This is a genomic window from Streptomyces sp. NL15-2K (genome assembly GCF_030551255.1).
GTDB lineage: Bacteria > Actinomycetota > Actinomycetes > Streptomycetales > Streptomycetaceae > Streptomyces.
Genome location: NZ_CP130630.1, coordinates 11,084,208 through 11,108,155 on the forward strand (window position 1 = coordinate 11,084,208; position 23,948 = coordinate 11,108,155).

General features: G+C 71.2%; 18 protein-coding genes and 2 pseudogenes. 8 read left to right on the forward strand and 12 right to left on the reverse strand.

Annotation, left to right across the window (positions count from 1 at the left end):
* Positions 1-250: 250 nt before the first annotated feature.
* Both Q4V64_RS48450 and Q4V64_RS48455 read left to right on the forward strand, forming a co-directional pair.
* A pseudogene (locus tag Q4V64_RS48450) lies at positions 251-622 on the forward strand (phosphotransferase); the annotation flags it as partial.
* Complete coding sequence (locus Q4V64_RS48455; RefSeq protein ID WP_124444458.1) at positions 619-1,488, forward strand: fructosamine kinase family protein; 870 nt, start codon at positions 619-621, stop codon at positions 1,486-1,488. The pseudogene Q4V64_RS48450 and the gene Q4V64_RS48455, both read left to right, overlap by 4 nt.
* A gap of 137 nt (positions 1,489-1,625) precedes the next feature.
* On the opposite strand, the gene Q4V64_RS48460 is transcribed toward Q4V64_RS48455, so the two are convergent.
* Entirely contained in the window at positions 1,626-3,791 is a 2,166-nt protein-coding gene (locus tag Q4V64_RS48460) for a TerD family protein (RefSeq protein ID WP_124444459.1), read from the reverse strand.
* Between the two features lie 69 nt (positions 3,792-3,860).
* Positions 3,861-4,250, reverse strand: coding sequence for a DUF5997 family protein (locus tag Q4V64_RS48465; RefSeq protein WP_124444460.1), 390 nt, complete (start codon positions 4,248-4,250; stop codon positions 3,861-3,863).
* 58 nt (positions 4,251-4,308) lie between these two features.
* Between Q4V64_RS48465 and Q4V64_RS48470 the strand changes: the two genes are divergently transcribed.
* Entirely contained in the window at positions 4,309-5,103 is a 795-nt protein-coding gene (locus Q4V64_RS48470; RefSeq protein WP_124444461.1) for a LysR family substrate-binding domain-containing protein, read from the forward strand.
* Between the two features lie 174 nt (positions 5,104-5,277).
* Here the strand turns inward: Q4V64_RS48470 and Q4V64_RS48475 are convergent, their stop codons facing one another.
* The gene (locus Q4V64_RS48475; RefSeq protein WP_124444462.1) at positions 5,278-5,973 is read right to left on the reverse strand and encodes an HAD family phosphatase; all 696 of its coding nucleotides are present in this window, start codon (positions 5,971-5,973) and stop codon (positions 5,278-5,280) included.
* A 19-nt stretch (positions 5,974-5,992) separates the two neighbouring features.
* The gene (locus Q4V64_RS48480; protein ID WP_124444463.1) at positions 5,993-6,469 is read right to left on the reverse strand and encodes an Lrp/AsnC family transcriptional regulator; all 477 of its coding nucleotides are present in this window, start codon (positions 6,467-6,469) and stop codon (positions 5,993-5,995) included.
* Between the two features lie 259 nt (positions 6,470-6,728).
* Between Q4V64_RS48480 and Q4V64_RS48485 the strand changes: the two genes are divergently transcribed.
* Both Q4V64_RS48485 and Q4V64_RS48490 read left to right on the forward strand, forming a co-directional pair.
* Positions 6,729-8,228: an FUSC family protein gene (locus tag Q4V64_RS48485; RefSeq protein WP_124444464.1), complete on the forward strand. Its 1,500-nt coding sequence runs from the start codon at positions 6,729-6,731 to the stop codon at positions 8,226-8,228.
* A gap of 108 nt (positions 8,229-8,336) precedes the next feature.
* Entirely contained in the window at positions 8,337-9,380 is a 1,044-nt protein-coding gene (locus tag Q4V64_RS48490; protein WP_124444465.1) for a lactonase family protein, read from the forward strand.
* A 78-nt stretch (positions 9,381-9,458) separates the two neighbouring features.
* Here the strand turns inward: Q4V64_RS48490 and Q4V64_RS48495 are convergent, their stop codons facing one another.
* The 3 genes from Q4V64_RS48495 to Q4V64_RS48505 all read right to left on the reverse strand — a co-directional run bounded on the left by Q4V64_RS48495 (position 9,459) and on the right by Q4V64_RS48505 (position 11,753).
* The gene (locus Q4V64_RS48495; protein ID WP_124444466.1) at positions 9,459-10,382 is read right to left on the reverse strand and encodes a hypothetical protein; all 924 of its coding nucleotides are present in this window, start codon (positions 10,380-10,382) and stop codon (positions 9,459-9,461) included.
* 148 nt (positions 10,383-10,530) lie between these two features.
* Positions 10,531-11,520 carry a BadF/BadG/BcrA/BcrD ATPase family protein gene (locus Q4V64_RS48500; protein WP_124444467.1) on the reverse strand — a complete coding sequence of 330 codons (990 nt, stop codon included), beginning with the start codon at positions 11,518-11,520 and terminating at the stop codon, positions 10,531-10,533.
* Complete coding sequence (locus tag Q4V64_RS48505; RefSeq protein ID WP_303714776.1) at positions 11,517-11,753, reverse strand: hypothetical protein; 237 nt, start codon at positions 11,751-11,753, stop codon at positions 11,517-11,519. The genes Q4V64_RS48500 and Q4V64_RS48505 overlap by 4 nt, the downstream gene beginning before the upstream one ends.
* Between Q4V64_RS48505 and Q4V64_RS48510 the strand changes: the two genes are divergently transcribed.
* A complete protein-coding gene (locus Q4V64_RS48510; RefSeq protein WP_124444468.1) occupies positions 11,744-12,421 on the forward strand; it encodes a uracil-DNA glycosylase in 678 nt (225 codons plus the stop codon). The two genes, Q4V64_RS48505 and Q4V64_RS48510, sit on opposite strands and share 10 nt — an antisense overlap.
* A 61-nt stretch (positions 12,422-12,482) precedes the next feature.
* Here the strand turns inward: Q4V64_RS48510 and Q4V64_RS48515 are convergent, their stop codons facing one another.
* A complete protein-coding gene (locus tag Q4V64_RS48515; RefSeq protein WP_124444469.1) occupies positions 12,483-13,979 on the reverse strand; it encodes a family 43 glycosylhydrolase in 1,497 nt (498 codons plus the stop codon).
* Positions 13,976-17,230 (reverse strand): discoidin domain-containing protein, encoded by a 3,255-nt coding sequence (locus Q4V64_RS48520; protein ID WP_124444470.1) that lies wholly within the window; start codon positions 17,228-17,230, stop codon positions 13,976-13,978. The genes Q4V64_RS48515 and Q4V64_RS48520 overlap by 4 nt, the downstream gene beginning before the upstream one ends.
* A gap of 548 nt (positions 17,231-17,778) precedes the next feature.
* Here Q4V64_RS48520 and Q4V64_RS48525 point away from each other — a divergent pair.
* On the forward strand, positions 17,779-19,527 hold the full coding sequence (locus tag Q4V64_RS48525; protein ID WP_253267384.1) for a DUF6055 domain-containing protein: 1,749 nt from the start codon (positions 17,779-17,781) through the stop codon (positions 19,525-19,527).
* 92 nt (positions 19,528-19,619) lie between these two features.
* Here the strand turns inward: Q4V64_RS48525 and Q4V64_RS48530 are convergent.
* Together Q4V64_RS48530 and Q4V64_RS48535 are read right to left on the reverse strand one after the other, a co-directional pair.
* Positions 19,620-19,715: pseudogene (locus Q4V64_RS48530) on the reverse strand (uracil-DNA glycosylase); the annotation flags it as partial.
* A gap of 25 nt (positions 19,716-19,740) precedes the next feature.
* Positions 19,741-20,826, reverse strand: a complete 1,086-nt coding sequence (locus Q4V64_RS48535) for an exo-alpha-sialidase (protein ID WP_124444472.1) — start codon at positions 20,824-20,826, stop codon at positions 19,741-19,743.
* Between the two features lie 271 nt (positions 20,827-21,097).
* On the opposite strand from Q4V64_RS48535, the gene Q4V64_RS48540 reads away from it, so the two are divergent.
* Entirely contained in the window at positions 21,098-21,682 is a 585-nt protein-coding gene (locus tag Q4V64_RS48540) for a hypothetical protein (RefSeq protein WP_124444473.1), read from the forward strand.
* A gap of 193 nt (positions 21,683-21,875) precedes the next feature.
* Here Q4V64_RS48540 and Q4V64_RS48545 read toward each other — a convergent pair whose 3' ends face one another.
* Positions 21,876-23,939, reverse strand: a complete 2,064-nt coding sequence (locus tag Q4V64_RS48545; RefSeq protein WP_124444474.1) for a HEAT repeat domain-containing protein — start codon at positions 23,937-23,939, stop codon at positions 21,876-21,878.
* Positions 23,940-23,948: the final 9 nt, after the last annotated feature.

Sequence of the window (23,948 nt, forward strand, 5' to 3'; positions counted from 1 at the left end):
GCCCAAGCTACGAACGGTTTCGGACGCATGTCAATACATGGCTGGAACATTTCACCGGCGTCACACAACCGCGCGCGGACCCCCGTTTTCCCGCGAAACTCCGTTGTCGTTCGCGGGCCGGCGGCCTACCGTCGCGGGCGTGCTTCCTGTGGTCGAGACGGGCGAGGAATGGGACGCGGTGGGCGACGAACCGGTCCTCAAGCTGTCTCCCGACGGCCGTCGCCCAGGACGGCGTGGTCGAGGGGCGACCCTGCCGCCCGACCCGCAGTCCGCCCGGCTGCACACCGAGGTCATGCGCCGGGACTTCCTCGTCGATCCCGCCGACCGCCGGCTGACCGGCCTCTTCGACTTCGAACCGGCCGTGATCGGCGACCGTGCCTACGACTTCGTCGGCGTCGGCCCGTTCGTCACGCGCGGCGCCCCGCACCTCATGGCCCGCCTCACCGCGTCGTACGGCCGCGCCTTCGAGGCGGCCGAACTGCTCGCGTACACACTGCTGCACGTGTACAGCGACCTGCCCTGGTACCTGCGGGAACCGGACGCGCCCGCCGGAGGAATACCGGACGCGCCCGCCGGAGGAATGCCCACCGCGCTCGCCGACGCATGGTTCGGTACGGCATGAGGCCCCGGGACGACGAGGGACCCGGCGCCACCGCGGCCCGCTTCACCGGACGCCCGGTGACGGGGGAGCGCACGCTGTCCGCGACGCTCGCCGAAGTCACCCTCGACGGCGGGCAGGTGGTCATGGTCAAGCGGGGCGACGGCCCCGGCGCCGCGCAGGCGGAAGCGGCCGGCCTGCGCTGGCTGGCCGACGCCGGCGAGGTCCCTGTCCCGGCCGTCCACGGCCACGACGGACACCGCCTGGTGACCGACCGGGTCCCGCAAGGCCGCCCCGACAGCCGGGCGGCGCTCCGCCTCGGCCGGGACCTCGCAGCCCTGCACGCCGCTGGCGCCCCCGCGTTCGGCGCCCCGCCGCCCGGCGGCCCGAGGGACGCGTACATCGGCAGCGCCCCGATGCGGAACGTCGACGGCACCGACTGGCCCGCGTGGTACGCCGAGCACCGCGTGCTGCCCTACCTGCGCCTCGCCGTCGACGAGGGCACCGTGCGCCCCGCCGAGGCGGCCGTGATCGAGCGGGTCTGCGAGCGGCTGCCCGAGCTGGCGGGCCCGGCCGAGCCGCCCGCCCGGCTGCACGGCGACCTGTGGAACGGAAACGTGCTGTGGGGCGCCGACGGCCGGGCCTGGCTGATCGACCCGGCCGCACACGGCGGCCACCGCGAGACCGACCTGGCGATGCTCCACCTCTTCGGCTGTCCCCACCTGGACGAGGTGCTGGACGGCTACCAGCAGGCGGCGCCGCTCGCCGACGGCTGGGCGGACCGCATCGGGCTGCACCAGCTCTTCCCGCTCCTGGTGCACGCCGTCCTCTTCGGCCGCGGCTACGCCGAACAGGCCCTCGGACAAGCACAAGCGGCCCTGGCGCACTGATCCACAGGGCGCCAGGGCCGCCGTACGAACGCCTTCCGGCGTGACGTCGAGGGCGAGGAAAGCGAAGGGACTAAGAACTTTAAGAGAGTTGTGAGAAGGAAGCCCCTTCATGGCCTCGCCGTGATCAACGCTAGCACTCAGGCCGGGACCAAGTCGCGCAGATTTCCGAGGGTGATGACCCGGGAGTCCGGGTGCAGTCCCTCGGGGCGTTCCAAGCCGATGTACGTGACGGGACCGTCGGGTATCGAGGTACCGTCCCACACCTCGGCGCCACCGCCGGCCATCAGCTCGGTGAGGTACCGGACCGTCAGCTGCTCGCGCTCCACGATGCCGCGCAGCAGCGTGGCGACCGACACCCGGTTGCCCTCGACCCGGTTCGACGTCGGGGTGCCCTTGAGGTAGAGGTGCAGCCACTTCGCGCGCCACCGGCCGTCATCGCCGCGCAGGAACGCCAGCGGCAGCGCCACCCGGCCGGGACCGCGCAGCTCCGACTTCATGCGCACCGTGCGCGGCTCGAAGGGCCGGCCCTGCTGCTCGCCGTCGCGCAGCATGAAGCCGAAGAACGACTCCTCGACCTCCTCAAAACCCTCCCCGGAGAAGATGTTGACCTGCGGCACGACGAACGTGCCCCGCACGGCGCCCAGCCGCAGGTTGATGAACTCCGAGGCCCCGTCGGGCGCTTCGGTGATGTCTCCCGAGTGCTCGCCGTCCACCGCGGAGAGATGGGTGTACGACAGCCAGGAGACGGTCTCGTAGTCGGCGCCCAGCATCAACGCGGACAGGTCGTAGTCGGTCGTATGCTCGGTCTCCTTCCAGTACACGAAGAAGCGCAGCAGCTCGCCGTCGACCGGCGAGAGCGAGCCGCGCGGCAGCACACCGAGACCGGCCGCGGTCGCCTTCCCGCTCAGCGGGAGCGCCACGTCGAGGACGTCCGGGTCGACCAACAGACGGCCCGGGTCCGGGAGGCGGCGGCGTATCTCGGCGTCCAACGCGGCGACCAGACGCTCCCGCTGCCGCGGCGGCACGGGCGCGCGGTCGTCGTGGTCGACCCAGGCGCGGCTGAGGCGATTGACGAAGACACGGCGTGCGTCGGACTCCTCGGCGCGGTTGTGGAGGTGCTCGCGCACGGACAGCACGACCCGCCCGGAGACCGCGGGGGCGGCCTGCTCGGCGGCGGCCACGACGGCGTCGCGCTCCGCCTCCGTCCGGGCCGTGCGCAGCAGCCGGTCCAGCGAACGGAACAGCTTGCCGGGAGCACCCTTCAGCACCTCGGCCGCCCCCGTGATGTCGTTCTCCCGGAGCAGCTCCTCCACCCGGCTGTCGAAGGAGCGCGCCTTCTGCTCGCCGCGCGCGACGGCGAACACCTCGGCGGCGTGCGGCCGGTCCGGGTACTCGTGCGGATGCAGACGCTCACCGAGGCGCTTGAAGGCCTCGCGGTGCGCGGGGACGTCGGCGAGCTTGGCGGGAGCCGCCGCGACGACCGCGTCGAGCCCCGCCATCAGCGCGCGGCGCACCGGCCGGGACAACCCCCGCAACCGCGTCGGCTCCTGGAGGGTCACGTCGCCGTCCGACAGCGCGCACGCCAGGCGGAGCACGTCGGTGACGGTGTCCAGCAGGAGGTCCGCGCCGGCCTTCAGACGCGCCTGGTTGACGACCGCGCGGTTCTCCCGGACCGGGATCGCCTCCGGCTGAGGGCCGTCGGCGCAGTGCTCGGCGAGCACCTTCAGGTCCTCGAGGACCTCCTCGCCCAGCGGTGCAGCGCTGCCGGCCAGGGCCAGATACAGGGCGGTGACCTCGTCGTCCGGCGCGCCACCGAGGTGCAGGACCGTCATCCGGTCGCCCGCCGCGGCGATCAGTTCGTCGTGGGCGGCGAGCATCTCGGCGTACGTGTGCCGGTAGCGGCCGTAGGACGGCAGGGTGAGCAGGTCCACCACGCCGCTGCGCAGCTGCTCGAGCGTGCCCGCGCGGGTCCTGCTGTCGTCGAGCGCCTCGGCGATGCAGCGCATCCAGAAGTCGAACGTGTCCGGCACGTTGGCCGGGAAGTCGACGAAGTAGACGTTGTGCCGGACGTGGTCGCCGGCCATCTCACGGACGGTGGCCAGGGTCCGTACGGCGGTGTCGACGACCGTGCCCTCGGACAGCCCCGACAGATGCCTCAGCAGCTCCGCCGAGAGCTTGAAGCCCACGGACATCAGCGCGGCGTCGAACTGCCGCGCCGCGACGTCGCCCTCCCCGGCGGGTCCCGCGGGGGAGGGGATGCGGTGGGTGTGCCGGATGACCAGCGGTTCCAGACGGTGGACCATCCCGGAATGATCGCAGCGCGGCGGGCCCCGACGCACACGAGTTTTCGAGTGCGCGGCCCCCGGGGGAGGTCAGGAACGCTCGGCCCGCTCCGCGTTCTTCTCCTTGATCCGCGCGGCCTCCTTGCGGACCTCGGCCTGGGTGGCGCGCTCCTTCTCCAGCCACTCGGGCCGCTCCTCCTTGAGCGCCTCGATCTGCTCGGTGGTCAGCGCCTCGGTGACCCCGCCGCGCGCCAGACCGGCGATGGATACACCGAGCTTCGCCGCGACCACCGGACGCGGGTGCGGGCCCTGGCGTCGCAGTTCCCGCAGCCACTCGGGCGGATTCGCCTGCAGTTCGTTCAGCTCGGAGCGCGTGACGACGCCCTCCTGGAACTCTGCGGGTGTGGCCGGGAGGTACACACCCAGCTTCTTCGCCGCGGTCGCGGGCTTCATCGTCTGGGTGGTCTGGTGCGACTTCATGCTGTCCAGACTATCGACCGCGTACGAGAGGTCCGACCACGGCGGGTAGCCTGGCGTGGTGACAGGCTCGGCAGCATCCCCTTCGTTCCGCCTCGCGTACGTCCCCGGCGTGACCCCCGGCAAATGGGTGCGAATCTGGAACGAACGCCTGCCCGACGTCCCCCTGGAGCTCATCACGGTCCCGGCCGCCGAGGCATCCGACGTCCTGCGCGGCGGCGACGCCGACGCGGCGTTCGTACGGCTCCCGGTCGACCGTACGGTCTTCAGCGCGATCCCCCTCTACACCGAGACGACGGTCGTCGTGGTCCCCAAGGACCACCTCGTGACGGCGGCGGACGAGGTGTCGTGCGCCGACCTCGCCGAGGAGGTCGTGCTGCATCCCCTCGACGACGTCCTGGACTGGGAGCGGCCGCCGGGAGAACCCGCCTTCGAGCGCCCCGCCACCACGGCGGACGCCGTGGAACTCGTCGCGGCGGGCATCGGCCTCCTCATGGTCCCCCAGTCCCTGGCCCGCCTGCACCACCGCCGGGACCTCACCTATCGGCCGGTCGTGGACGCACCCCAGTCGAGCGTCGCGCTGTCCTGGCCCGAGGACGCGACCACCGATCTGGTCGAGGACTTCATCGGCATCGTCCGCGGCCGGACGGTCAACAGCACACGCGGTCGCGCCAAGCCCCCGGCCGAGGCGGAGCGCAAGCGGCCCGAGAAGAGCGGCGGACGCAAGCCGACGGCGGGCAGGTCGACCGGAAAGGGCGCCCGGGGTGCATCCGGTGCGCGGGACGGTGCGGGCGGTTCCGGCACCGGAGGCGGCTCCAAGGGCGCACGGCGCGGCAAGCCCCGCCGCAAGCCGTAGCGCGGGCCCCGCCACCGGCCCGGGACCTGCTCCTCGGAAACCCGGCGCCGCACAGCACCGGGTTTCCGCACGTCCGCTCCGCCAGGACGCGAAGGACGCCTTCCGCGCCGTACTCACCACCTTGTCGCCGCCCGCCCGTGGGAGCAGTCGGCCGCCACCAGTGGCGAACTCGGATCAGGCGGCCGGAGTCGAGTTCATCAGCCAGTCGTACGCGGTCCGCGCCGTGAACTCGGCCTGGCCGCCGGGCAGCAGCAGATCGGCCGTGGCGAACTCCGGGGCGTCGGCCTGTGCGGCCACGTACGGGATCGCGATGCAGCGCATACCGGCCGCGTGCGCGGCGGCGGCGCCCGGAGCCGCGTCTTCCAGGACCACGCAGGCGGCCGGGGCCGCGCCGAGCCGGCGGGCCGCCTCCAGGAACACGTCGGGAGCGGGCTTGCCCTGGGCGACCTCGTCCGCCGACACGACGGTCCGCAGATACGAACCCAGGCCCGTGCCGGCCAGGATCGCGTCGATGGCCTCGGCCGACGAACCCGAGGCCACCGCCATCGGGACCCCCTCGCCCGCCAGCAGCTCCACGAACTTCCGCATCTCGGGGTACGCGCGCGTGGAGGCGCGGGCCAGTTCCAGATACCGGCGGTTCTTGGCGGCCAGGATCTCCTCCACCGGGGCGCCCAGCCCGTACCGCCCCTTCCAGTCGGCGACCGTGTCCTGCGTGCCGATGCCGACGTACCGCTCGTGGTCCGCCCAGGTGAAGTCCGGGACGCCGTGCTCGGCGAGAGTCTGCCGACCCGCTTCGTAGTAGTTCGGCTCGCTGTCCACGAGCGTTCCGTCGAGATCGAAGATGACTGCGGTGTCGCCGAGGTTGCTCATGAACCCAGGATGTCAAAGGTCATTTCCGAGCAGCTCGCCCGATGGACTCCACCAGCGGCAGCAACCGGTGCGGGACGCGCTCCCGCAGGGCCACCTCGGTGCGGGTGCGGACGACGCCCGGCAGGCTGATCAGCTTCTGGATCACGTCCTCCAGATGCGCGTTGTCCCGCGCCACCACCCGCGTCAGCAGATCCCCGCCGCCCGTGATCGAGAAGGCCTCGACGATCTCCGGTACGGCGGCCAGCGCGTCGCCCACGTCGTCCAGATGTCCCTGGGTGACCTCGATGTGCACGAAGGCGAGCACCGGGTGGCCGAGGGCGGCGGGGGACAGGGACGGCCCCGTGCCGGTGATCACCCCGTCCCGCTCCAGGCGGTCGAGACGGGCCTGGAGCGTGCCGCGCGCGACCCCGAGGATGCGGGCGTACTCGCGCACGCTCGTGCGGGGCTGCTCCAGCAGCAGCCGCAGGATGCGGGTGTCGAGCTCGTCGACGGCCATGGTGCCCGGTCTCCTCATACATGGTCGAGGTACATGGTCGAGATACATGGTCGAGCATGGTCCGTTGGCTCGCCGGCGGACGTGCCGGAGCCGTCATGTCTGTGCCAATGGCCCAGCATTCTAGGCGACACTTGAGCCAGGTGGGCCCTTGATGCTGTGATGGACGCGTCGATGGCGCTGCGGATCCCGCGGCGCCTTTTTCATGCCGTCGTCCACCGGTGTCGAAGTCGTCCACCGGTGTCGAAGGGAGCGGGAAGCAGTGCTGAAGAGGATGTTCGTGGCGCCGGACCCGGGGCGGGCGCGGCTGCGCTTCGCCGCGCGGGCCGTGCTCGGCATCGGGCCGGCGGTCATCGTGTGCGGGATCGCCGGGTACTCGCTGGTCGGAGCCGTCACCGGCGGACTCACCGCGCTGCTCGCCCTGTTCACGGTCACCGACGCCACGGTCCGCGGCCAGGCGGTCACCACCGCGCTGCTGCCCGCCGTCGGACTGCCCGTGCTCGCCGCCGCGGCCGAACTGCACGACCACCCCGTCGCCCGGGACCTCACCTTCCTCGCCGTGGTCGGCGCGGGCGTGTACGCGCGCCGCTGGGGTCCGCGCGGGCACAGTCTCGGCGTGTTCGCGTTCATGACCTTCTTCGTGGCGCAGTTCCTGCACGCGACCACCGACCGGCTGCCCGAGCTGTACGCCGCCGTCCTGCTGTCCGTGCTCACCGCGGCGGCCGTCCGCTTCGGCCTGTGGTGCTACGAGCGTCGCCTGCCCCCGGCCCCCGTGCCCGCCCCGCCCGGCGGCACCGGCCTCGCCCGCGTGACCACCCGCCAGGCGATCCAGGCCACCGCCGGCGCGGGCTTCGCCCTGGTGGTGGGCCAGCTGGTGTCCGGGCAGCGCTGGTACTGGGCCGTCGGCGCCACCTGGTGGGTCTTCGTGAACACCACCTCGCGCGGCGAAACCCTGGTGCGCGGCTTCCGCCGGGTCCTCGGCACCGTGATCGGCATCGGGCTCGGCCTGCTCGTCGCCGTGCCGCTCGACGGGGCCGCCCTGCCGACCGCCGTGCTCCTGACCGCCTGCGTCTTCGGCATCTTCTACACCGCCGCGGTCTCGTACACCTGGATGATGCTCTGTGTGACCGTCCTCGCGGAGCTCCTCTACGGCCTCCTGGGCGTCCTCGACCCCGCACTGCTCGCGCTGCGGTTCGCGGAGACCGGTATCGGCGCGCTCGGTGCCGTGCTGGCGGTGCTCTTCGTCCTGCCCGTCACCACCCACACCGTCACCGACGGCTGGATCCAGCGGGCCCTGCGCTGCGTCCACGCCTGCACCGCCGAGGCCGCCGCCCGCCTCGCCGGCTCCGAGACCGCCGACCCCGCACCCCGCGTCGCGGAACTGGAGCAGTTGCTCGGCCGGGTACGGCTGTCCGTCGCCCCCCTCGTGCATCCCCTCAACCCGATGCTCGGCCGCAAGCGGCGTGCCCGCCGGGTGCTGGCGCTGCTCGACGACTGCGCCCGTGAGATCCGTGGCCTGGTCGCCGTCGCCGCCGACCCGGAGGCCTCGCACGACGCGCGGCTGACCACCGCGTGCCGGCGCGTCGAGACCGCGGTCGAGGCACTCACCGGCGGCACCCGCGAGAACGCCACCCCGCTGCTCGCGCCCCAGCCGCACGCGGCGGAACCCGCGCTGGCCCATCTGCACGGCCTGGAGCGCGCCCTCGCCGAACTGGCCACGCCCCTGCGGGCATCGTCAGGTTCTCCGCTGGTGGGTGCCTGAGTCACGGGGCCCGTCCCGGCGACCGTGAATCCTGTCCTCTTGGTCTAGACCTCGCGTGATCGACTGCTACCGTCACCCCGAACGGCACAGCACCGAGAGGGGACTGCGGTGACAGACGGCGGCAGGCGGAGAGGGCGGGCCTTCATCGGATCCTTCACGGCGGCCGGGGGCCCCGGCATCGTGACGGCGGCCGTGGACCCGGACAGCGGCGCGCTCACCGTCCTGAGCAGCGTGAAGGGCCTCCCCGACCCGTCGTACCTGGCGCTCTCGCCCGACAGGGCCACGCTGTACGCGGTCAGCGAGACGGCCGAGGGCGCGGTGGCCGCGTACCGCGTGACCGGCGACAAGCCCGAACCGGCCGGCCCGCCGGTACCGGTCGACGGCAGCGGGCCCACCCACCTCAGTGTCCACGCGGGTCACGTACTGACCGCCAACTACGGCTCCGGCAGTGTGACCGCCGTGCCCGTCCGCGCCGACGGCACCCTCGCCGACGCCCCGTCCGGCGTGCTCCGGCACACCGGCTCGGGCCCGTACACGCCCCGCCAGCAAGGGCCGCACGCGCACCAGGTGCAGCCCGACCCGAGCGGACGCTGGGCCGTCAGCGTCGACCTCGGCACGGACTCGGTACGCGTGTGCACACTGGCCGACGGCCGTCTCGTACCGCACCGCGAGATCGCCCTGCGGCCGGGCTCCGGACCGCGCCACCTCGCCTTCGGTCCGGACGGCCGGCACGCGTACGTGCTCAACGAGCTCACCCCCACCGTCACCGTCTGCCGCTGGAACCCCGCGGACGGCACATTGCAGCCGCTGGCCGAGACGCCGGTGCTGCCCGGCGCCCCGGACGGCGACGCCTACCCGTCGGGCATCGTCGCCGCGCCCGACGGCCGCTTCGTGTGGACCGCCACGCGCGGCGAGGACGTCCTCTCCGTATTCGACGCCGACGCAGACGAGGAGGGCGGCCTGCGGCTGCTCGGCACGGTGCCTTGCGGCGGCCACTGGCCACGGGCGATCACCGCGTCCGACGGATTCCTGTACGTCGCGAACGAGCGCTCCGGCGACGTGTCCTGGTTCGCCGTCGACCCGGACACGGGACTGCCGCGCTACGGCGGCTCGGTCGAAGTGCCGGCGGCCTCCTGCGTGATCCTGGACTGACACCCGGCGGACATGGCGAAGGGCCCGCTTGCGTGGGGAGCGGGCCCTTTCGCCGTACGAACGTGAAGGCGCGGTGCGTCAGCGGACCGGCGTGCCCTGCGGCTGCTGCGGGGCGATGCCGAGCGCGGTCGTGTACTTGGCCAGCGCGAGCTTGCCGATGGCCGGGTAGGGGCCGAGCGCCTCCGCGGCGGAACAGTCCGCCTCCCTGGCCGCCTCCGTGATCAGCGTCGGGTCGATCTCCGGCCCTATCAGGTACGGCGCCAGCGCCAGCTGCTGCGAGCCCGAGGACCGCAGCTGCTCGGCGACGGACGCGATCGAGCCCTCCTGGTCGAGGGCCGCCGCCATCACCGGCACGGCCAGGCGCGCGGCGAGCAGCATGCCGGTGATCCCGGCCGCCTGCACGGCCTCGTCGCCGCCCACGGAGGCCAGGATGATGCCGTCCGCGGCGGTCGCCACGGTGAACAGGCGCGCACGGTCGGCGCGAGCCAGACCGGCCTCCGACAGGCGCACGTGCAGCGCCTCGGCGAGCAGCGGGTGGGGACCCAGTACATCGGTCAGTTCGGCCGCGACCCGGCTGTCCATGACGGCCTGGCGGATCCGGCGCAGCAGCGCGCTGTCCGGGCCGGCCAGCAGCGGTACGACGACGGCCACCGGGCCGTCGGGCTCCCTGACGTCCATACCGGCGGCTCGGGCCTGCTCATAGCGCGCGGTGCGCTCCTCGGCGGCGTGCGCGAGCACGGCCTGCAGCGCGGGGAACTCCGCGTCGCCCCCGTCCAGGTACCCGATCCGGGCGTCGAGGCCGGGGAGCTCGGAGCGGGCGATGCTCACGACCTCCGCGGCGAGACTGCGCGTGGCGGTGCCCGGAGTGCCCGGCACCGCGAGGACGAGCGCGGGCGCACCATCGGGAGCCGCCAGGGGCTCCGGACGGCGGTGCCGTCCGGGCTGGCGGGGTCGCGGCATTCGTACTGGCAGGCCGGACGCGGGCCCAGTGGGGGAGCTCATGGCGTCGCATGTTACTGGCTTCTTGGGCTCCCCTGTTCGGGGAGGGTGCAGGTGAGCGGTATCCGTCCGGTTTTGTCTGATGAGTTACGTACGGATGAGTTGAGTACGGGTCTGAAGTGATCAGCGGGTTTCCCGACGGCCGAATCAATCACCTTTTCGTGGTCACCACGTACAGCATCTTCTCCGCACCCGGAAGGGTGAACGAACCGGCTGCCAGGCCGGTGGCGATGCGGACCGAGCCGTGCAGCGGGTCCCCCTCGGCCGGCACCCGCCGGGCATGGGGCAGCCGCCTCGCCAGCTCCTCCTCCAGCGGTACGACGAGAGGGTCGCCCATCTTGAACAGGCCGCCGGTGAGGGCGAGGCGGGGCTCGCCGTCGGACGGGCAGACGGCGGTCGCGGAGTCGGCCATGTGCCGGGCCGCCGCACGCAGGATGCCCGCGGCGACGGGGTCGTCATCGGCGGCACATGCCGACACCCGGGGTGCGAAGGAGGCGAGGACGGCGGGACGGTCGGGGCGCGGATAGACCTTGCCGGGCAGTTGGGGCATCGGGCCGAACAACTGCTCGGCGCACGCCAGCAGCCGGGCCGAGCCGCCCTCCCGGCCGTCGTGGGCGCGCAGCGCCGCCTCCAGCCCGGCCCGGCCGATCCAGGCGCCGCCGCCGCAGTCGCCGAGCAGATGCCCCCAGCCGTCCGCGCGGCGCCAGCGCGTCAGATCGGTGCCGATCGCGATCAGACCGGTACCGGCGGCGACGACCGCACCGGGCCGTGGGCCGAGGGCGCCGACGTAGGCGGTGACGGCGTCCGCGACGAGGGCGACCGTGCGCACACCGAACTCGTGTGCCAGGGCGGCCGGGAGTTCGGCGCGCAGCGCATCGCCCAGCGTGGCGAGCCCGGCGGCGCCGATCACGGCCGTGCCCAGCCCGCCGACACCCGTCTCGGCGACCGCCGCGCGCACCAGGGGCACCAGTTGCTCCATGAAGTGCACCGCGTCGATGCCGCGGTCACCTGTCCGCACCGGCTCCCGGGACTCCCACTGGGCCCGCGGGCCGGTCCCGCCGGATCCGGCGGCGCCGACAACGATGCGAAGACCGGAGCCGCCGGAGTCGACGGCGAGGATCCCGTCCCCCACGCCGGTCACGGCAGACGCCGCTCGACCACTGGACGCGACAAGCGCCCCTCCTTCTTCCAGGTGACCGGTTGCGCGATGCGCTCGACCGACCCGACCGACTCGACCGACTCGACCGACCCGAGTGTCTCGAGTGTTTCGACGGGGAGGAAGGGTAGCGCCGAGCGGCGGTCGCCCGCGCGGGGCCCCTCCTCTCTGTGCGGGGTGTCGGTGCGGGCCAGTAGAGTGACGCGCCGTGGCACCACGACCTCTCCATGAACTCGTTGAAGCAGGCTGGGCGAAGGCTCTGGAACCTGTGGCCGAACGCATCGCGGCCATGGGCGATTTCCTCCGCGCCGAAATAGCGGCCGGCCGGACCTACCTTCCGGCTGGAGAGAACGTCCTACGGGCCTTCCAGCAGCCCTTCGACGACGTCCGTGTCCTGATCGTCGGTCAGGATCCCTACCCCACGCCTGGAATGGCCATCGGGTTGAGTTTCGCGGTGGCGCCCGAGGTGCGGTCGTTGCCGGGCAGTCTGGAGAACATCTTCCGGGAGATGCACTCCGACCTGGGGCTGCCCAGGCCGTCCAACGGGGACCTCACGCCGTGGACCCGGCAGGGCGTACTGCTGCTCAACAGAGCGCTCACCACCGCACCGCGCAGCCCTGGTGCGCATCGGGGCAAGGGCTGGGAGGACGTCACCGAGCAGGCGATCCGGGCGCTGGCCGCGCGGGGCAAGCCGCTGGTGTCGATCCTGTGGGGGCGTGACGCGCGCAATCTGCGGCCGTTGCTCGGGGACCTCCCGTCGATCGAGTCCGCCCATCCCTCGCCGATGTCGGCGGACCGGGGTTTCTTCGGCTCGCGTCCGTTCAGCCGGGCCAACGAGCTGCTGCTCAAGCAGGGTGAACAGCAGGTGGACTGGCGGCTGCCGTAGACCGTAGCGGCCCTGGACCACGGCAGCCGGTCCGGAACAGAAGGCTCACGTGATCGGCCGGCTACTCGCCCGACGGCGAGGTCAGCGGGACGCCGAGGGCCGCCGGGGTGCCGAAGTTCGGGGTGCCGTCCGCGTTCCACGTGAACTTCTGCGCCCTGGTGGAGCGGTTCATGTCACAGCCACCACTTGCGGAGTTGCTGGCGTGGTAGACCATCCAGTCCTCGGTCCCGTCGGGCGACTTGAAGAAGCCGTTGTGGCCGGGGCCGTACACGCCGGCCGCGTTGGACCGCTGGAAGACCGGGTTCGGTGACTTGACCCAGGAGGAGGAGTTGAGCGGGTCGCCGCCGTTGTAGGTGAGCATCCCCAGCTTGTAGTCGGGCGTGGAGCAGTGGCTGGCGGAGTAGACGATGAAGGTCTTGCCGCCCCGCTGGAGGACCTCGGCGCCCTCGTTGACCGCGCCGCCCACCGTCTCCCAGCTGTAGGTCGGGGTGGACAGCACACGGCGGGTGCCACTGGCGGTCCACGGGTTCGACAGCGGTCGGATGAACATGGGCTGCGAGCCGTTGTAGAAGGTGCCGAGCAGGTAGAGCTTGCCGTTCAGCTGGAGGATGCCCGGGTCCAGCTCCCAGGTGTTGTCCTGGGTCGGGTCGAGCAGGTCGGCTTTGAAGCTGTAGGGCCCCATCGGATCGAGGCCGGCGCTCTCGAGTACGTGGATCCGCTGGGTGCCGAGGTCGTACGGCTCCCGTCCGGCGGTGTAGTAGAAGTACCAGCGCTTCCCGTTGGGGCCGTCGAGCAGGTGGAACTCAGGGGCCCACATCGTGCCCGCCCCGTTGGGCCGGGTCAGGTTGAAGATCACCTGTTCGTTGGCCGTGGCGAGCCCGCCCAAGGTTGTGGACTTGCGCATGGTGACCGTCGAGTTCCAGGTCGTGGTGGCGAGGTAGTAGTAGCCGTCGTGGTACGTCAGCCAGGGGTCGGGGCCGCGTTGGGCGATCGGGTTGGTGAACGTGCGCGGGCTCGTGCCGCCGCCCGTGAAGCCGGGCAGCCGCCACACCCTGCCGTTCGCGGTGGCGCACGGCAGCTGCACCAGGTTGGTGTTCGACGCCGACGAGCCGCCGCTCGGGGCGACGCACTTGCCCGAGCTGACGGAGACCAGGTTGAAGGTCTTGTCGGTGCCGCTCACCGTCACTGGGACGAGACGCCACTGCTGGTTCGTTCCGTTGTGGCAGGGCCACTGGATGATCGCGGCGTTGTCGGCCGTGGACGCGCCGTGGACGTCGACGCACTGGCCGGACTGGGTGGTGATCGTGTACGTGTCGCTCGTCCCCGAGACCGGGGTGAAGCCGAGGCTCTGGTTCGCGCCGGTGCCGCACGTGAAGGCGCGCAGCTGTGTTCCGTTGGCCGACGAACTGTTCGGCAGGTCGAGGCAGTTGCCGCCGGTCTGGTTCACCCCGGTCGAGGTGAACGTGACGGCTGCGGCAGCGGGGGGAGGCGCCACCAGGAAGGCGACCAGCATGGTGAGTGCGCCTAAGAGCGTGGACAGACATCTGGAACGAGTCACGGGCCGTACACCTTTGCTTCCAGGAGGCCGACGGAGTTGGAGCCGTTACCGGTGAGCTGCAGACGCAGTCGCGTGGTGTTCGTGGCGGTGAACGTGACGGTGTTGTACTGGTTCTTGGCCAGCGGGTAGCCGCTCGCCCCCGCCACGTCGACGTAGGCACTGCCGTTCCAGTACTGGAGCTTCCAGGAGGAGGGCATGTCGATGCCCTGGTCGTCGTCGAAGAAGTACACCTCGGCCTTGTCGATGGTCTTCGCTGACGGCCAGGTCAGCTCGGCCCACTGCTGACCGGTCTCCGGCCAGGTGCCCCAGCGCGGGTTCACGGTGTCGTTGGAGGAGGGCGGGTCGATCCCGTCGTTGACCGCGGTGACGCTCTCCCAGGAAGAGGTGTACGAGGCGGAGGCCGTCGCGGATGTCGCCAGGTTGGCCGGTGGCTGGGCGCCGCCCCGGTTGTACACCTTGACCTCGGTGAGGCCCGTCTTGGCACCCGAGACGTTGGTGGCCAGAACCCGGATGCGCTGGGCGGTGAGGGAGGGGAACCGCACCAGGTTGTAGTTGGCCCGTGGTGCGGCCGGGCTCTTGGTCTGGCTGGGCGCGTTCACCCATGAACTGCCGTTGTAGTACTGGATGGCGTACGCGGACGGCGCCCGGTAGGTAGTACTCGCCGGTCGGCTGTCCTTGAAGTACAGGCGCACCTCGTTGAGCGTGCGGGTGGTGCCGAAGTCCAGCTCGTACCAGTCCTGGCTGTTGGAGGAGCCTGCGGCACCCCAGAACGGTTCGTTGGTGGGGTACCCGTCGACGGCGCCGGAGACGTTGCTGCCGGATCCGGTGTGGGACGCGGACACGGTCGCCCCGGAGGCCAGGTTGGTCAGGTCGGCGGTCAGGTCGACGCCGGCCTTGGCGAGCATGTCGACCATCCGGGGACTGTTCTGCACGACCTGGTGGGGGGCCTTGAGGCCGGGGACGGACGTGTGGTGCGTGACCGTGCCGCTCGTGGTGACCTCGCCGGTGGCCGGGTCCCAGGTGAAGGGCACCAGCGAGCTGACGGTGGCGGCGCGGTTGCCGTTGACGTAGATCGAGTAGCCCTCCGGGACGCCGGGATAGCGCACCACGCCGTCGGCCGGGTCGTCCCAGACGATGGTCAGGTCGGCGCCCCGGTAGCGGAGGTTGTTGACGGTGAAGTGGCTCCAGCCGATGTCGATCGGGGAGAGCTCGACCTTGGCGTCGTTGCGCGGCCGAAGCCCCGCGACGTCTTCGATCACCGTCCAGTTGCTGCTGCCGAGGATGTTGTGGTGGATCCAGGAGCGGTAGTTGATCGAGCTGCCGTTCCAGTCGGCCCAGAACTCGTTGGCGTCGGGCCACTGGGTGTTGCCGCCGATGTACTGCGACCAGGCGTTCCAGTACAGCAGCTTCTTGTAGTCGGTCGCGTTCATCCAGGAGTTGGGGTAGTTGCGCAGCACCGAGGAGTAGAGCCGGAACTGTACGGTGGAGTTGATGGTGGAGAAGTTGTTGGAGCCCGGCTCCCCGGCCTCGGCCGCCGCCTTCTTGTCGACCTGGTTGGCCGTGTAGAACGGGAAGACGGGGTACTGCGCCGGATCGTCGTACAGCCGGAGCGCCTGCTTGTAGGTCGCCGTGTTGGGGACGGCTCCGACCGAGAAGGGGTAGTAGTTGTTGATCTCCTTCCAGGGCACCCACTCGTTCGTCGGCTTCAACCGGTGCTCGAACAGCTGCCGGTTCGGGTTCCACAGCACATTGACGATCGCGTCCTTGATCTGATTCGCCAGCGTGCGCATCTCGGTGGCCTTGGCCGTGTTGCCGATCGCCTCGTAGGCCTGCGCGGCGGCGAGCGCGCCGCTGTACTGGTAGGCGGACTCGGCACGGTCCATGTTGGTGTTGGGCTTCCAGTGGAAGGAGACCGCGTCGGCGTCGTTGCCGGTCAGGGCGCCCCAGTCGTACTCGATGAGCTTGTTGTTGTCGTGGTCGTAGTGCGCGAGCTGGCCCTTGACGTCACCTTCGGCGTATCTGGCCAGGTTCGCGGCGATGCCCGGCTGGCCGCCGTGGATCTGGTAGCTCTTCCAGGCCGCCTCGGCGATGTACTGGGTGTAGCTGTTGGACCAGTTCTCCGGGTCACCGGGGTTGTCGAGGAAGCGGCCGCCCTTGGAGGTCTGGCCGACGCTCAGCCAGTCGCCGTAGGCGTAGGCCGGGTCGCGCAGGTACTTGAGGTCGTCGATGTGCATGGGCTGGGTGAGGGCGATCGCGTTGTTGTAGCCGAGGACGCCTTCGGTCGAGGTCGGGAACTGGAAGGTCTGCCCTGGGATGTCGGCGTCGAGGCTGTTGAAGCGCATCAGCCACCACCGGTAGTAGATGCTCTTCTTGATCGCGGGCTCGGGTACGTCGATATAGGGCACGTTCTGCGCCCACCACCGGTTGTAGTCCCTGACGTGGGTCGCGAACGCGGTGGTGGGGGAGTGGCCCGCGTAGGCGTTGTACTCCGTGAGGGACTCGGGGATCTCGTCGGTGACGAAGCCCATCACCACCTTGGTGGTCACCGTGGCTCCGGCCGCGATGGTCACGGAGCGGCTGAGCCCGCCGCTGGAGACGGTGAACCCGTCGCCGGTGAGCCGGGGACGGATGGTGGTGAGGTTGTTGTAGGCGTTCACCTGCCCGGTCAGTTCGCTTCCGGTACCCGTGGTGGCGTACGGGGAAGTCGCCCGTAACTGCAGCGTGGTGGAGCTCGTACCGTTGTTCTTGATCGACAGGTTGGTCACGGCGACGTTGTTGTCCGTGATGAACTTCGTCTGGTCGACCGTGATCGAGCCGCTGGTGTGCACGCTCTTCCAGTGGCTGGGCGCCTGTCGGCGCTGGGAGACCTGTTCGGTGAAGGTGCCCGGGGTCACCGCGATGGTGTAGGCGTTGTTGTCGTTGATGCTCTCCCAGTAGGCGACCTTGCCGCCGAAGCCGAGCCGGGAGGGGTCGTGCTCCTTCATGAAGACGGCCCGCCCACGGCTCATCAGCCAGGGGCCGGCCGGGTCGTTGCCGGAGCGGGCGAGCAGGCGGTCCATCCAGAAGTCGGTTCCCGAGCTCTCCGCGTCGTAGATGGCTTTCATCATGTCGCCCGTCGTGTGGGCGACGGGCGGGGCCGGGATCGCGGGTCCGCTGAAGGTGGGGAACCCGATGGTCTGCGCGGCGGCGGCCGGGGTCGCGGAACAGACGGAACCGATGAGGAGCGCCAGTGCGATGAGGAGGCGCTTCATGACAGGCCCGCCGTTCCGCGATGCCCTGGATTCCCCGGAGGCCCATGGAGCGCCCGGATGTCGAGGGCGCTCATCCCCGGCGTGGCCGGGTCCCCGGTGGCGGACCCACGCAGGGCCGCCGTCTTCCGTCTTCTCATCGGATGCTCCCTGTCGGGTTGACAGCAGGCGTTGGCTCACGATGGTGCTGACGTTCTCCGGCGAGGTCTCCCAGGAGCCTCAGCCGCTGGCTACGGGGCCGGGTCAGGTAAGGAGCAATGACGTCTGACCTGAAAGGTTTTCGCAACGTAGAGGCGAGCGTATGCACTGTCAAGAGAGACGGGTGGCTGATGGTTTTCCTCAGGCGAAAAGGCTTTCGGCGGGATGAGCTCTCAGCGGCGACGGAATTTTTCACGGCTGCGCTTGTCTGGTGGCGGGAGCGCTCCCATGGCACCATGGCGCAACTCCGCACGTCGCATACAGCCGATTCGATCCGTCGAACGGAGACCCCCCACATGACGACCGCACGAAGATTATTGGCATGCTCACGTCGCCTAGCTGTCCTGTTGGCGGTGGGTGCGCTGGGTGTGGCCCTCGGAATCACTCCCGCGTCGGCCCGCCCGGACACCGCCTCGCAGGCCGCCTCGCAGACCGCGGCAGCCGCCAAGAGCGTCTACATTCCGCCCAGTTGGGCCGCGGCCGGCGAGGTTCCGTGGGCGCAGAACCGCACCCGGGAGTCGGCCAACTTCATCCTGTTGTGGGGTGAGAAGTCGGGTACCGACCCGAAGAACGCCCCCGGCGACTACCGGTTCGACCCGGACAACATCCTCGGCCAGCTGGAGAACCTGTACTCCTACTACGTGAACACCATGAAGTTCACGCCGGAAACAGGCCTGTTGGCCCAGCACAAGATCGACGTGATCATCACGCGAACCTGGAACCGCGGTGCCCTCGACGCCTGGGCCACCGGCGGCTCGGCCGACGGCAGGGTCGGGGTCATCAACATCGCGCCCGCCGCGGCGGCGCCCGGTTCCTGGGGCCTGGCCCACGAGCTCGGCCACGTCTTCCAGAACTACACCTTCCTCGGCAAGGGCGGGGGTGTCGGCTTCACCGACCCGTCGGCCGGGACGTTCTGGGAGACCAGCGCCGAGTTCATGGCGATGCAGGTCTACCCGAACGGGGGTGCCGGTGATCTGACCCGGTTCCTGCGCACCGAGAACCTGGCGTACTCCTCCAGCCGCCACCACTACGGCAACTGGATGCTCGTGCAGTACCTCGTCGACAAGTACGGCGGCATCAAGACCTTCAACGACCTCTGGAACCAGGCACGCAACAACGAGCATCCGCTCGAGACGTACCGGCGCATCAACAACCTGACACAGGCTCAGTTGAACACGAGGATCGCCGAGTACGCCCAGCGCCAGGTCACCTTCGACTACTCCAACCGCAGCCGCTTCATGCCGTTCATCAACAACGTGTACGGCGCGGGCTTCATCAACGCCTACAACGGGGTCCCGGTGAACGCGGTCAACAAGTCGACCGGCCACTACGCGATCCCGGACGCCCTGGCCCCCTCGGACTACGGCTACAACAAGATCAAGCTGGTGCCGTCCAGTGACGGTGCTCTGATCAAGCTGCACCTGAAGGGGCACACCACCTCGGACGCCGCCGGCTGGTCGTACGGGTTCGTGGCCGTCAGGAACGGCGTTCCGCGCTACGGGGCCCTCTCCAGCAGCCCCGATGGCCAGATCAGTTTCCAGACCCAGCCGGGCGAGAAGGAGGTCTACCTCGTCGTCACCGGCACACCGAGCAGGGTGCACCACTACGCGTTCCTCGACGGCTACACCAAGAACCACCGCTACGCCTACGAGTTCCGTATCAGCGGCGCCGTTCCCTCAGGCCACGAGTCCGGGTACCAGAAGCCGGCCGCGACCGGCGGCGGCCACTGGCACTCCAACGGCGGAGGCTGGGTCGACAACCGGGCCAACGTCGCCTCCACCGCCTACGTCGGCCCGCGCGCCGCGGTCTTCGGCAACTCGACCGTGACCGGCAACGCCCGTATCGAGGGCCTCGCCTGGGTCAACTCCGGAGCGACGATCAGCGGCAGTGTCGTCGTCAAGGACAACGCGATCGTGCAGGGCGGAGCCAACCTGTCCGGCAGCACCGTGCTCGGTGGAGACGCCGAGATGTGGATCACCTGCTCCTCCGGCACGTACCTGATGTTCAACCCCGACCGGGGATGCGACGGCAGAGGTGGCGAGAGCGACGTCAACCCACCGCACGGCACGTTCACGGACGAGCAACTCGCGATCACCATCTAGTGTCGGCGTTGTGAGAGCCGTTCGAGGCGATCGCCGACCTACGGTTCCGGACGCTCGCGGCGAACCGCACAAGCGCCGCCGCATGTCCGACAGCTGATGCCCGCGTGCCCCGGCGTCGAGTGGGGGTCCTGACCGGCGATCAGGACCCCCGCTTCGTCGAAGGGCTGCTGGAAGGCCCGCAGGGCATTCGGCCGAGCCGAGATCCGCTCCGAGTCACCCGACCACCGCGGCCCGCACACACAGCACGTCCGGCAGGTGCGACGTCAGCTGCCGCCAGCTGTCACCGTCGTCGGCCGACGCGAACACCTCGCCGTTGCGGTTGCCGAAGTACACGCCCGCCGGGTCCGCGTCGTCCGTGCACATCGCGTCCCGCAGCACCGTGCCGTAGTGGTCCTCCTGCGGCAGGCCCGCCGTGAGCGGCTCCCAGGTCTTGCCGGCGTCCCCCGTACGGAAGACCCGGCAGCGCCGGTCGGCGGGCACCCGGTCCGCGTCGGCGTTGATCGGGAAGACGTACGCCGTGTCGCCCCGGTGGGGATGGGTGGCCGCCGCGAAGCCGAACGTGGAGGGCAGGCCCTCGCCGATGTCCGTCCAGTGCGCGCCGGCGTCGTCGCTGCGGTACACCCCCCAGTGGTTCTGCAGGTACAGCCGGTCCGGCGTCGCCGCGTCCTGCGCGATCTTGTGCACGCACTGGCCGAACTCCGGGTTCGGATCCGGAAGGAACACCGCGGAGACGCCGGAGTTGGACGGCTGCCAGCTCGCGCCGCCGTCCTTCGTACGGAACACCCCGGCCGTCGACACCGCCACCGTCACCGCGCGCGGGTCCCGCTTGTCGGTGATCACGGTGTGCAGACCCTCACCGCCACCGCCCGGCACCCACTGCGACCGCGTGGGGTGCTCCCACAGCGGCCGGACGAGCTCGAATCTCTCGCCGCGGTCCTCGGAGCGGTACAGCGCGGCGGGTTCCGTGCCCGCGTAGACCACGTCCGGTTCCGCGGCCGCCGGGTGCAGCTGCCAGACCCGCTCCAGCGACGCCTCCGTGTCCTTGGGAAACTTCACGGCGGGCTGTGCCGGTTCCGTCCACGTCCGGCCCAGGTCGTCGGAGTGGAACACCGACGGACCCCAGTGCGCGCTGTCACCGCCGGCCAGCAGCCGTGGGCGGTCGCCCCGGGTGTCGATGGCGACCGAGTACACGGCCTGTGCGTTGAAGTAGGGGCTTTCGTCGAACTCCCACGCGCTGCCCTTTCTGCGCCCGATGAACAGGCCCTTGCGTGTGCCCACGGCGAGCAGTACTTCGGTCATGCCGATCACCTCCGCGACGTCTTCGTCTCAGACACCGGCCAGTCTGCACCCCACCACTGACACTCACCCCCGGAAAGCGCTTCGCAGCAGGTCAGAGTGGCGATGCAGCCGACCGCGGGGAACCGGAGGCCGCTTTCCGCGAGCTGCCACGCACGGGAGAGGGAGGCCTGGGGGCGCCGAGTCGGGAAACCCGCCGTGAGCATCCAGGACACGTCTGACGTATGGGAGGGCGGTCCGGCATGTTCGTGTGCTCGTGAGGAGGATGCCTTCGATGGCGTTCCGTGGTCGGAAGGTGTGGCTGTGGCGCTGGCGGCGCAATCCGCTCAAACGTCGGGCCGACTGGTTGGAGGGCTGGGTCTTGCTGGGCGCCTGGGTGTTCACCGTCCTCGCCGGGGTGCTCGCCGGTTTGGCGGTCGCCCGGTCCGTCGAGCACGACCTGGCCCGGGAACGTGCCGAGTGGCGACCGGTCGTGGCGCACCTCACCGAACCCGCTCCCGGAACGGCCACCACGCACTCCGGCAGGTCCAGCGGGGATCGGGTGTGGGCCGAGGTGCGCTGGACCGTGGCGGACGGCTCCGCGCACACGGGCCAGGCCCGGGTCCGGCCGGGCAGCGCCCTCGGGGCTCCGGTCACGGTGTGGACGGACCCGGAGGGCCGACTGGTGACGAAGCCCGCCACCGCGACCCAGGCCAGGGTGCGGGCCGCCATGATCGGCGGCCTCATCGGGGTGACCGCCGGGGCCGTTCCCTTCGTCGGCGGCCGTGCGCTGCGCGGCCGCCTGGAGCGCCGCCGCCTGGAGGAGTGGGACGCCGAGTGGGCGCGGTTCGGTCCGCTGTGGAGGCGCACGGCCGGCTGAGCGCGGGCTGACGGCGGGAGACCGGTGGGCGATGACGGCGGCGAGGGCGGTGGCGAGGGCGGCGCCTGCCGTCGTATCGACGTGCCCATGACAGTAACCGGCACGGCCACACGCCGCCGCACGGCCCGGAGCCACCCGCGCCGCGGCCCAGAGCCACACCCGCCGCACGGCACAAACCCGTCCCCCGGCCGCACTACTCGCCCCGCAGCAGCTTCCGGCACGCCCGCAGCAACCGCTCGTCCTTCAGGATGTCGTGACCGCGGTATCCCCTGAGCAGCGCCAAGTGGCGCCGCGGTGCGGACAGTTCCGTCTCCAGCAGGTCCCGCAGGGGTGCCGCGGCCGATGGTCCCGCCTCGACGAGGCACTCGGCGACCGCGCCGCGTGTGTGCGGGTGCTCCGTCCAAGCGGCGCGCAGCACCGGAAGGACGGGTTCTGTATCCCCGTCGTACCCGTGGTGTGCGACGTCCCTGCCGTACTCGCCGTACCCGTCGATCCGCCACAGCGCGCATGCGGCCGTCACCCGCTCCCACACCCAGTCGGCCTCCGTCATGCGCCGCAGCCCGGACGGCGCGGGAGCGGCCGCCGGCCCCAGCCGCGACAGCACCTCCGCGGCCGACCGCCGACGATGGGCCTCCTCGGCCGCCAACTCCCGCAGCAGAACAGGAAGGACGACGGACGCGTCCCCCTCCACCTCCCACAGGGCACGTGCCGCCGCGCTCGCGCACGCGCTGTCCAGCAGGCCCCGCAGCACCGGTATCGCCTCACGTGCGGCGGGCCCGAACGCGCCCAGCGCCCGCAGGACGGGTCCCACGTGCGCGTCGTCCGGCCGGAGGCCGACGGGTATGCCGTGCACCAGCCGCATCACCTCCGGCACGGCCTCCCGGTCACCCAGGGCGGTGAGCGCCGTCACCAGTGGCACGGCCCGGGCGGAGGTCTCGGGCGAGTCGAGGGGGATCTCACCGAGCCTGCGCCGCACCGCGGGCGCCAGCGGGGCCGCGTCCCCGCCGAGGTGACCGATCACCTGCCCCAGATCAGCCGGCACGACCGGTCCTGCCAGCACTTCGGCGAGCACCGGCACCGCCCGCGGATCCCCGCTCCTGGCCAGGGCCTTGAGCGGGCCGCCGAGCGTCGGCACCCCGCGCTCCCACGACCGCACCCAGAGATCGGGTCGGGATGTCACCAGTGCGGCGAGGCCGTCGGCGGCGGGAGCGGCGAGGTGGAAGAGATCCACGAGGACGGACACCGCCGCATCGCGCAGCCGGTCCTCCGGCGCACCCGACTGAGCGCCGAGCAGTGCGACGAGCCCGGTGCAGTCCGCCCGCCACTCGCGCAGCAGCCCCGCGGACATCCACACGCCGTTGCACCGGTCGGTCGGATCCGGGCTGGTCAACTGCCCGTCGAGGAGTGCGATCCGGTCGCTCACCCGGTCGTCGAGCGCGGTGTGGAGGGTCCGCAGCAGCTGCGAGCCCTCCTCGTCCGAGGGGCGCAGCCGCCGCAGCCGGCCGACGAGCGTGTCCTCGCCGGGACCCTCGGCCTCCGGCTGCCCGACCGGCCGCAGCGCGGACCTCTCCCTGAGCAGCCGGACGGCGACGGCCGCCAGGTCGGGAGGGAGGCGGTCGGGAGCGCAGCCCGCGAGCTGACCGAGCGCGGCGAGCCGCAGCCCGGGCCCGTACGGCGGCGCGCTCTGCGCCACCAGCAGCTCCAGAGCCTCGGCGGCGTGCCCGGGGTGCCGCCGTACGAACAGGCCGAGGCTCTCCGCCAGGGCGAGCAGAACCCGGTCGTCCCGCTCCACCGTGATCCGCTGCCGCAACAGGCCCAGGACCCGGGCCGGTTCGTCGACGAACCGCACGACCGCGCCCGCGGCCGCCCTGCGCACCGCCGCCTCCGCGTCCCCGCTCAGCCGGACGAAGAGCTCCGCACCCGCGCGGACCGCGGCACGGGCCGCCGTGCCGGGGGAGTCGGTGCCGTCCTCCCGTTCCTCGCCCTCCCACCCGATGCTCACCAGGAGCTCGACTATCCCGCCCCGCTCGCGCACGTCCTCACCCCCCGCGAGCGCGAACAGGAACGGAACGCTGGCGAGCGTCGAGTCGTACACGTCTCCCTGGTGGTGCACGGTGCCGTACATCCCGTCCAGCGACACCTCCCGCTCGGCCCGGTCCGCCGAGGCGAGCCCGCGCAGCAATCCGGGCACGTCCTCCGCACTGCCGTACGCATGTCGCAGCGAGGCCCAGTCGACCTCGTCGATCCCCGTGAACACGTTGTCCTC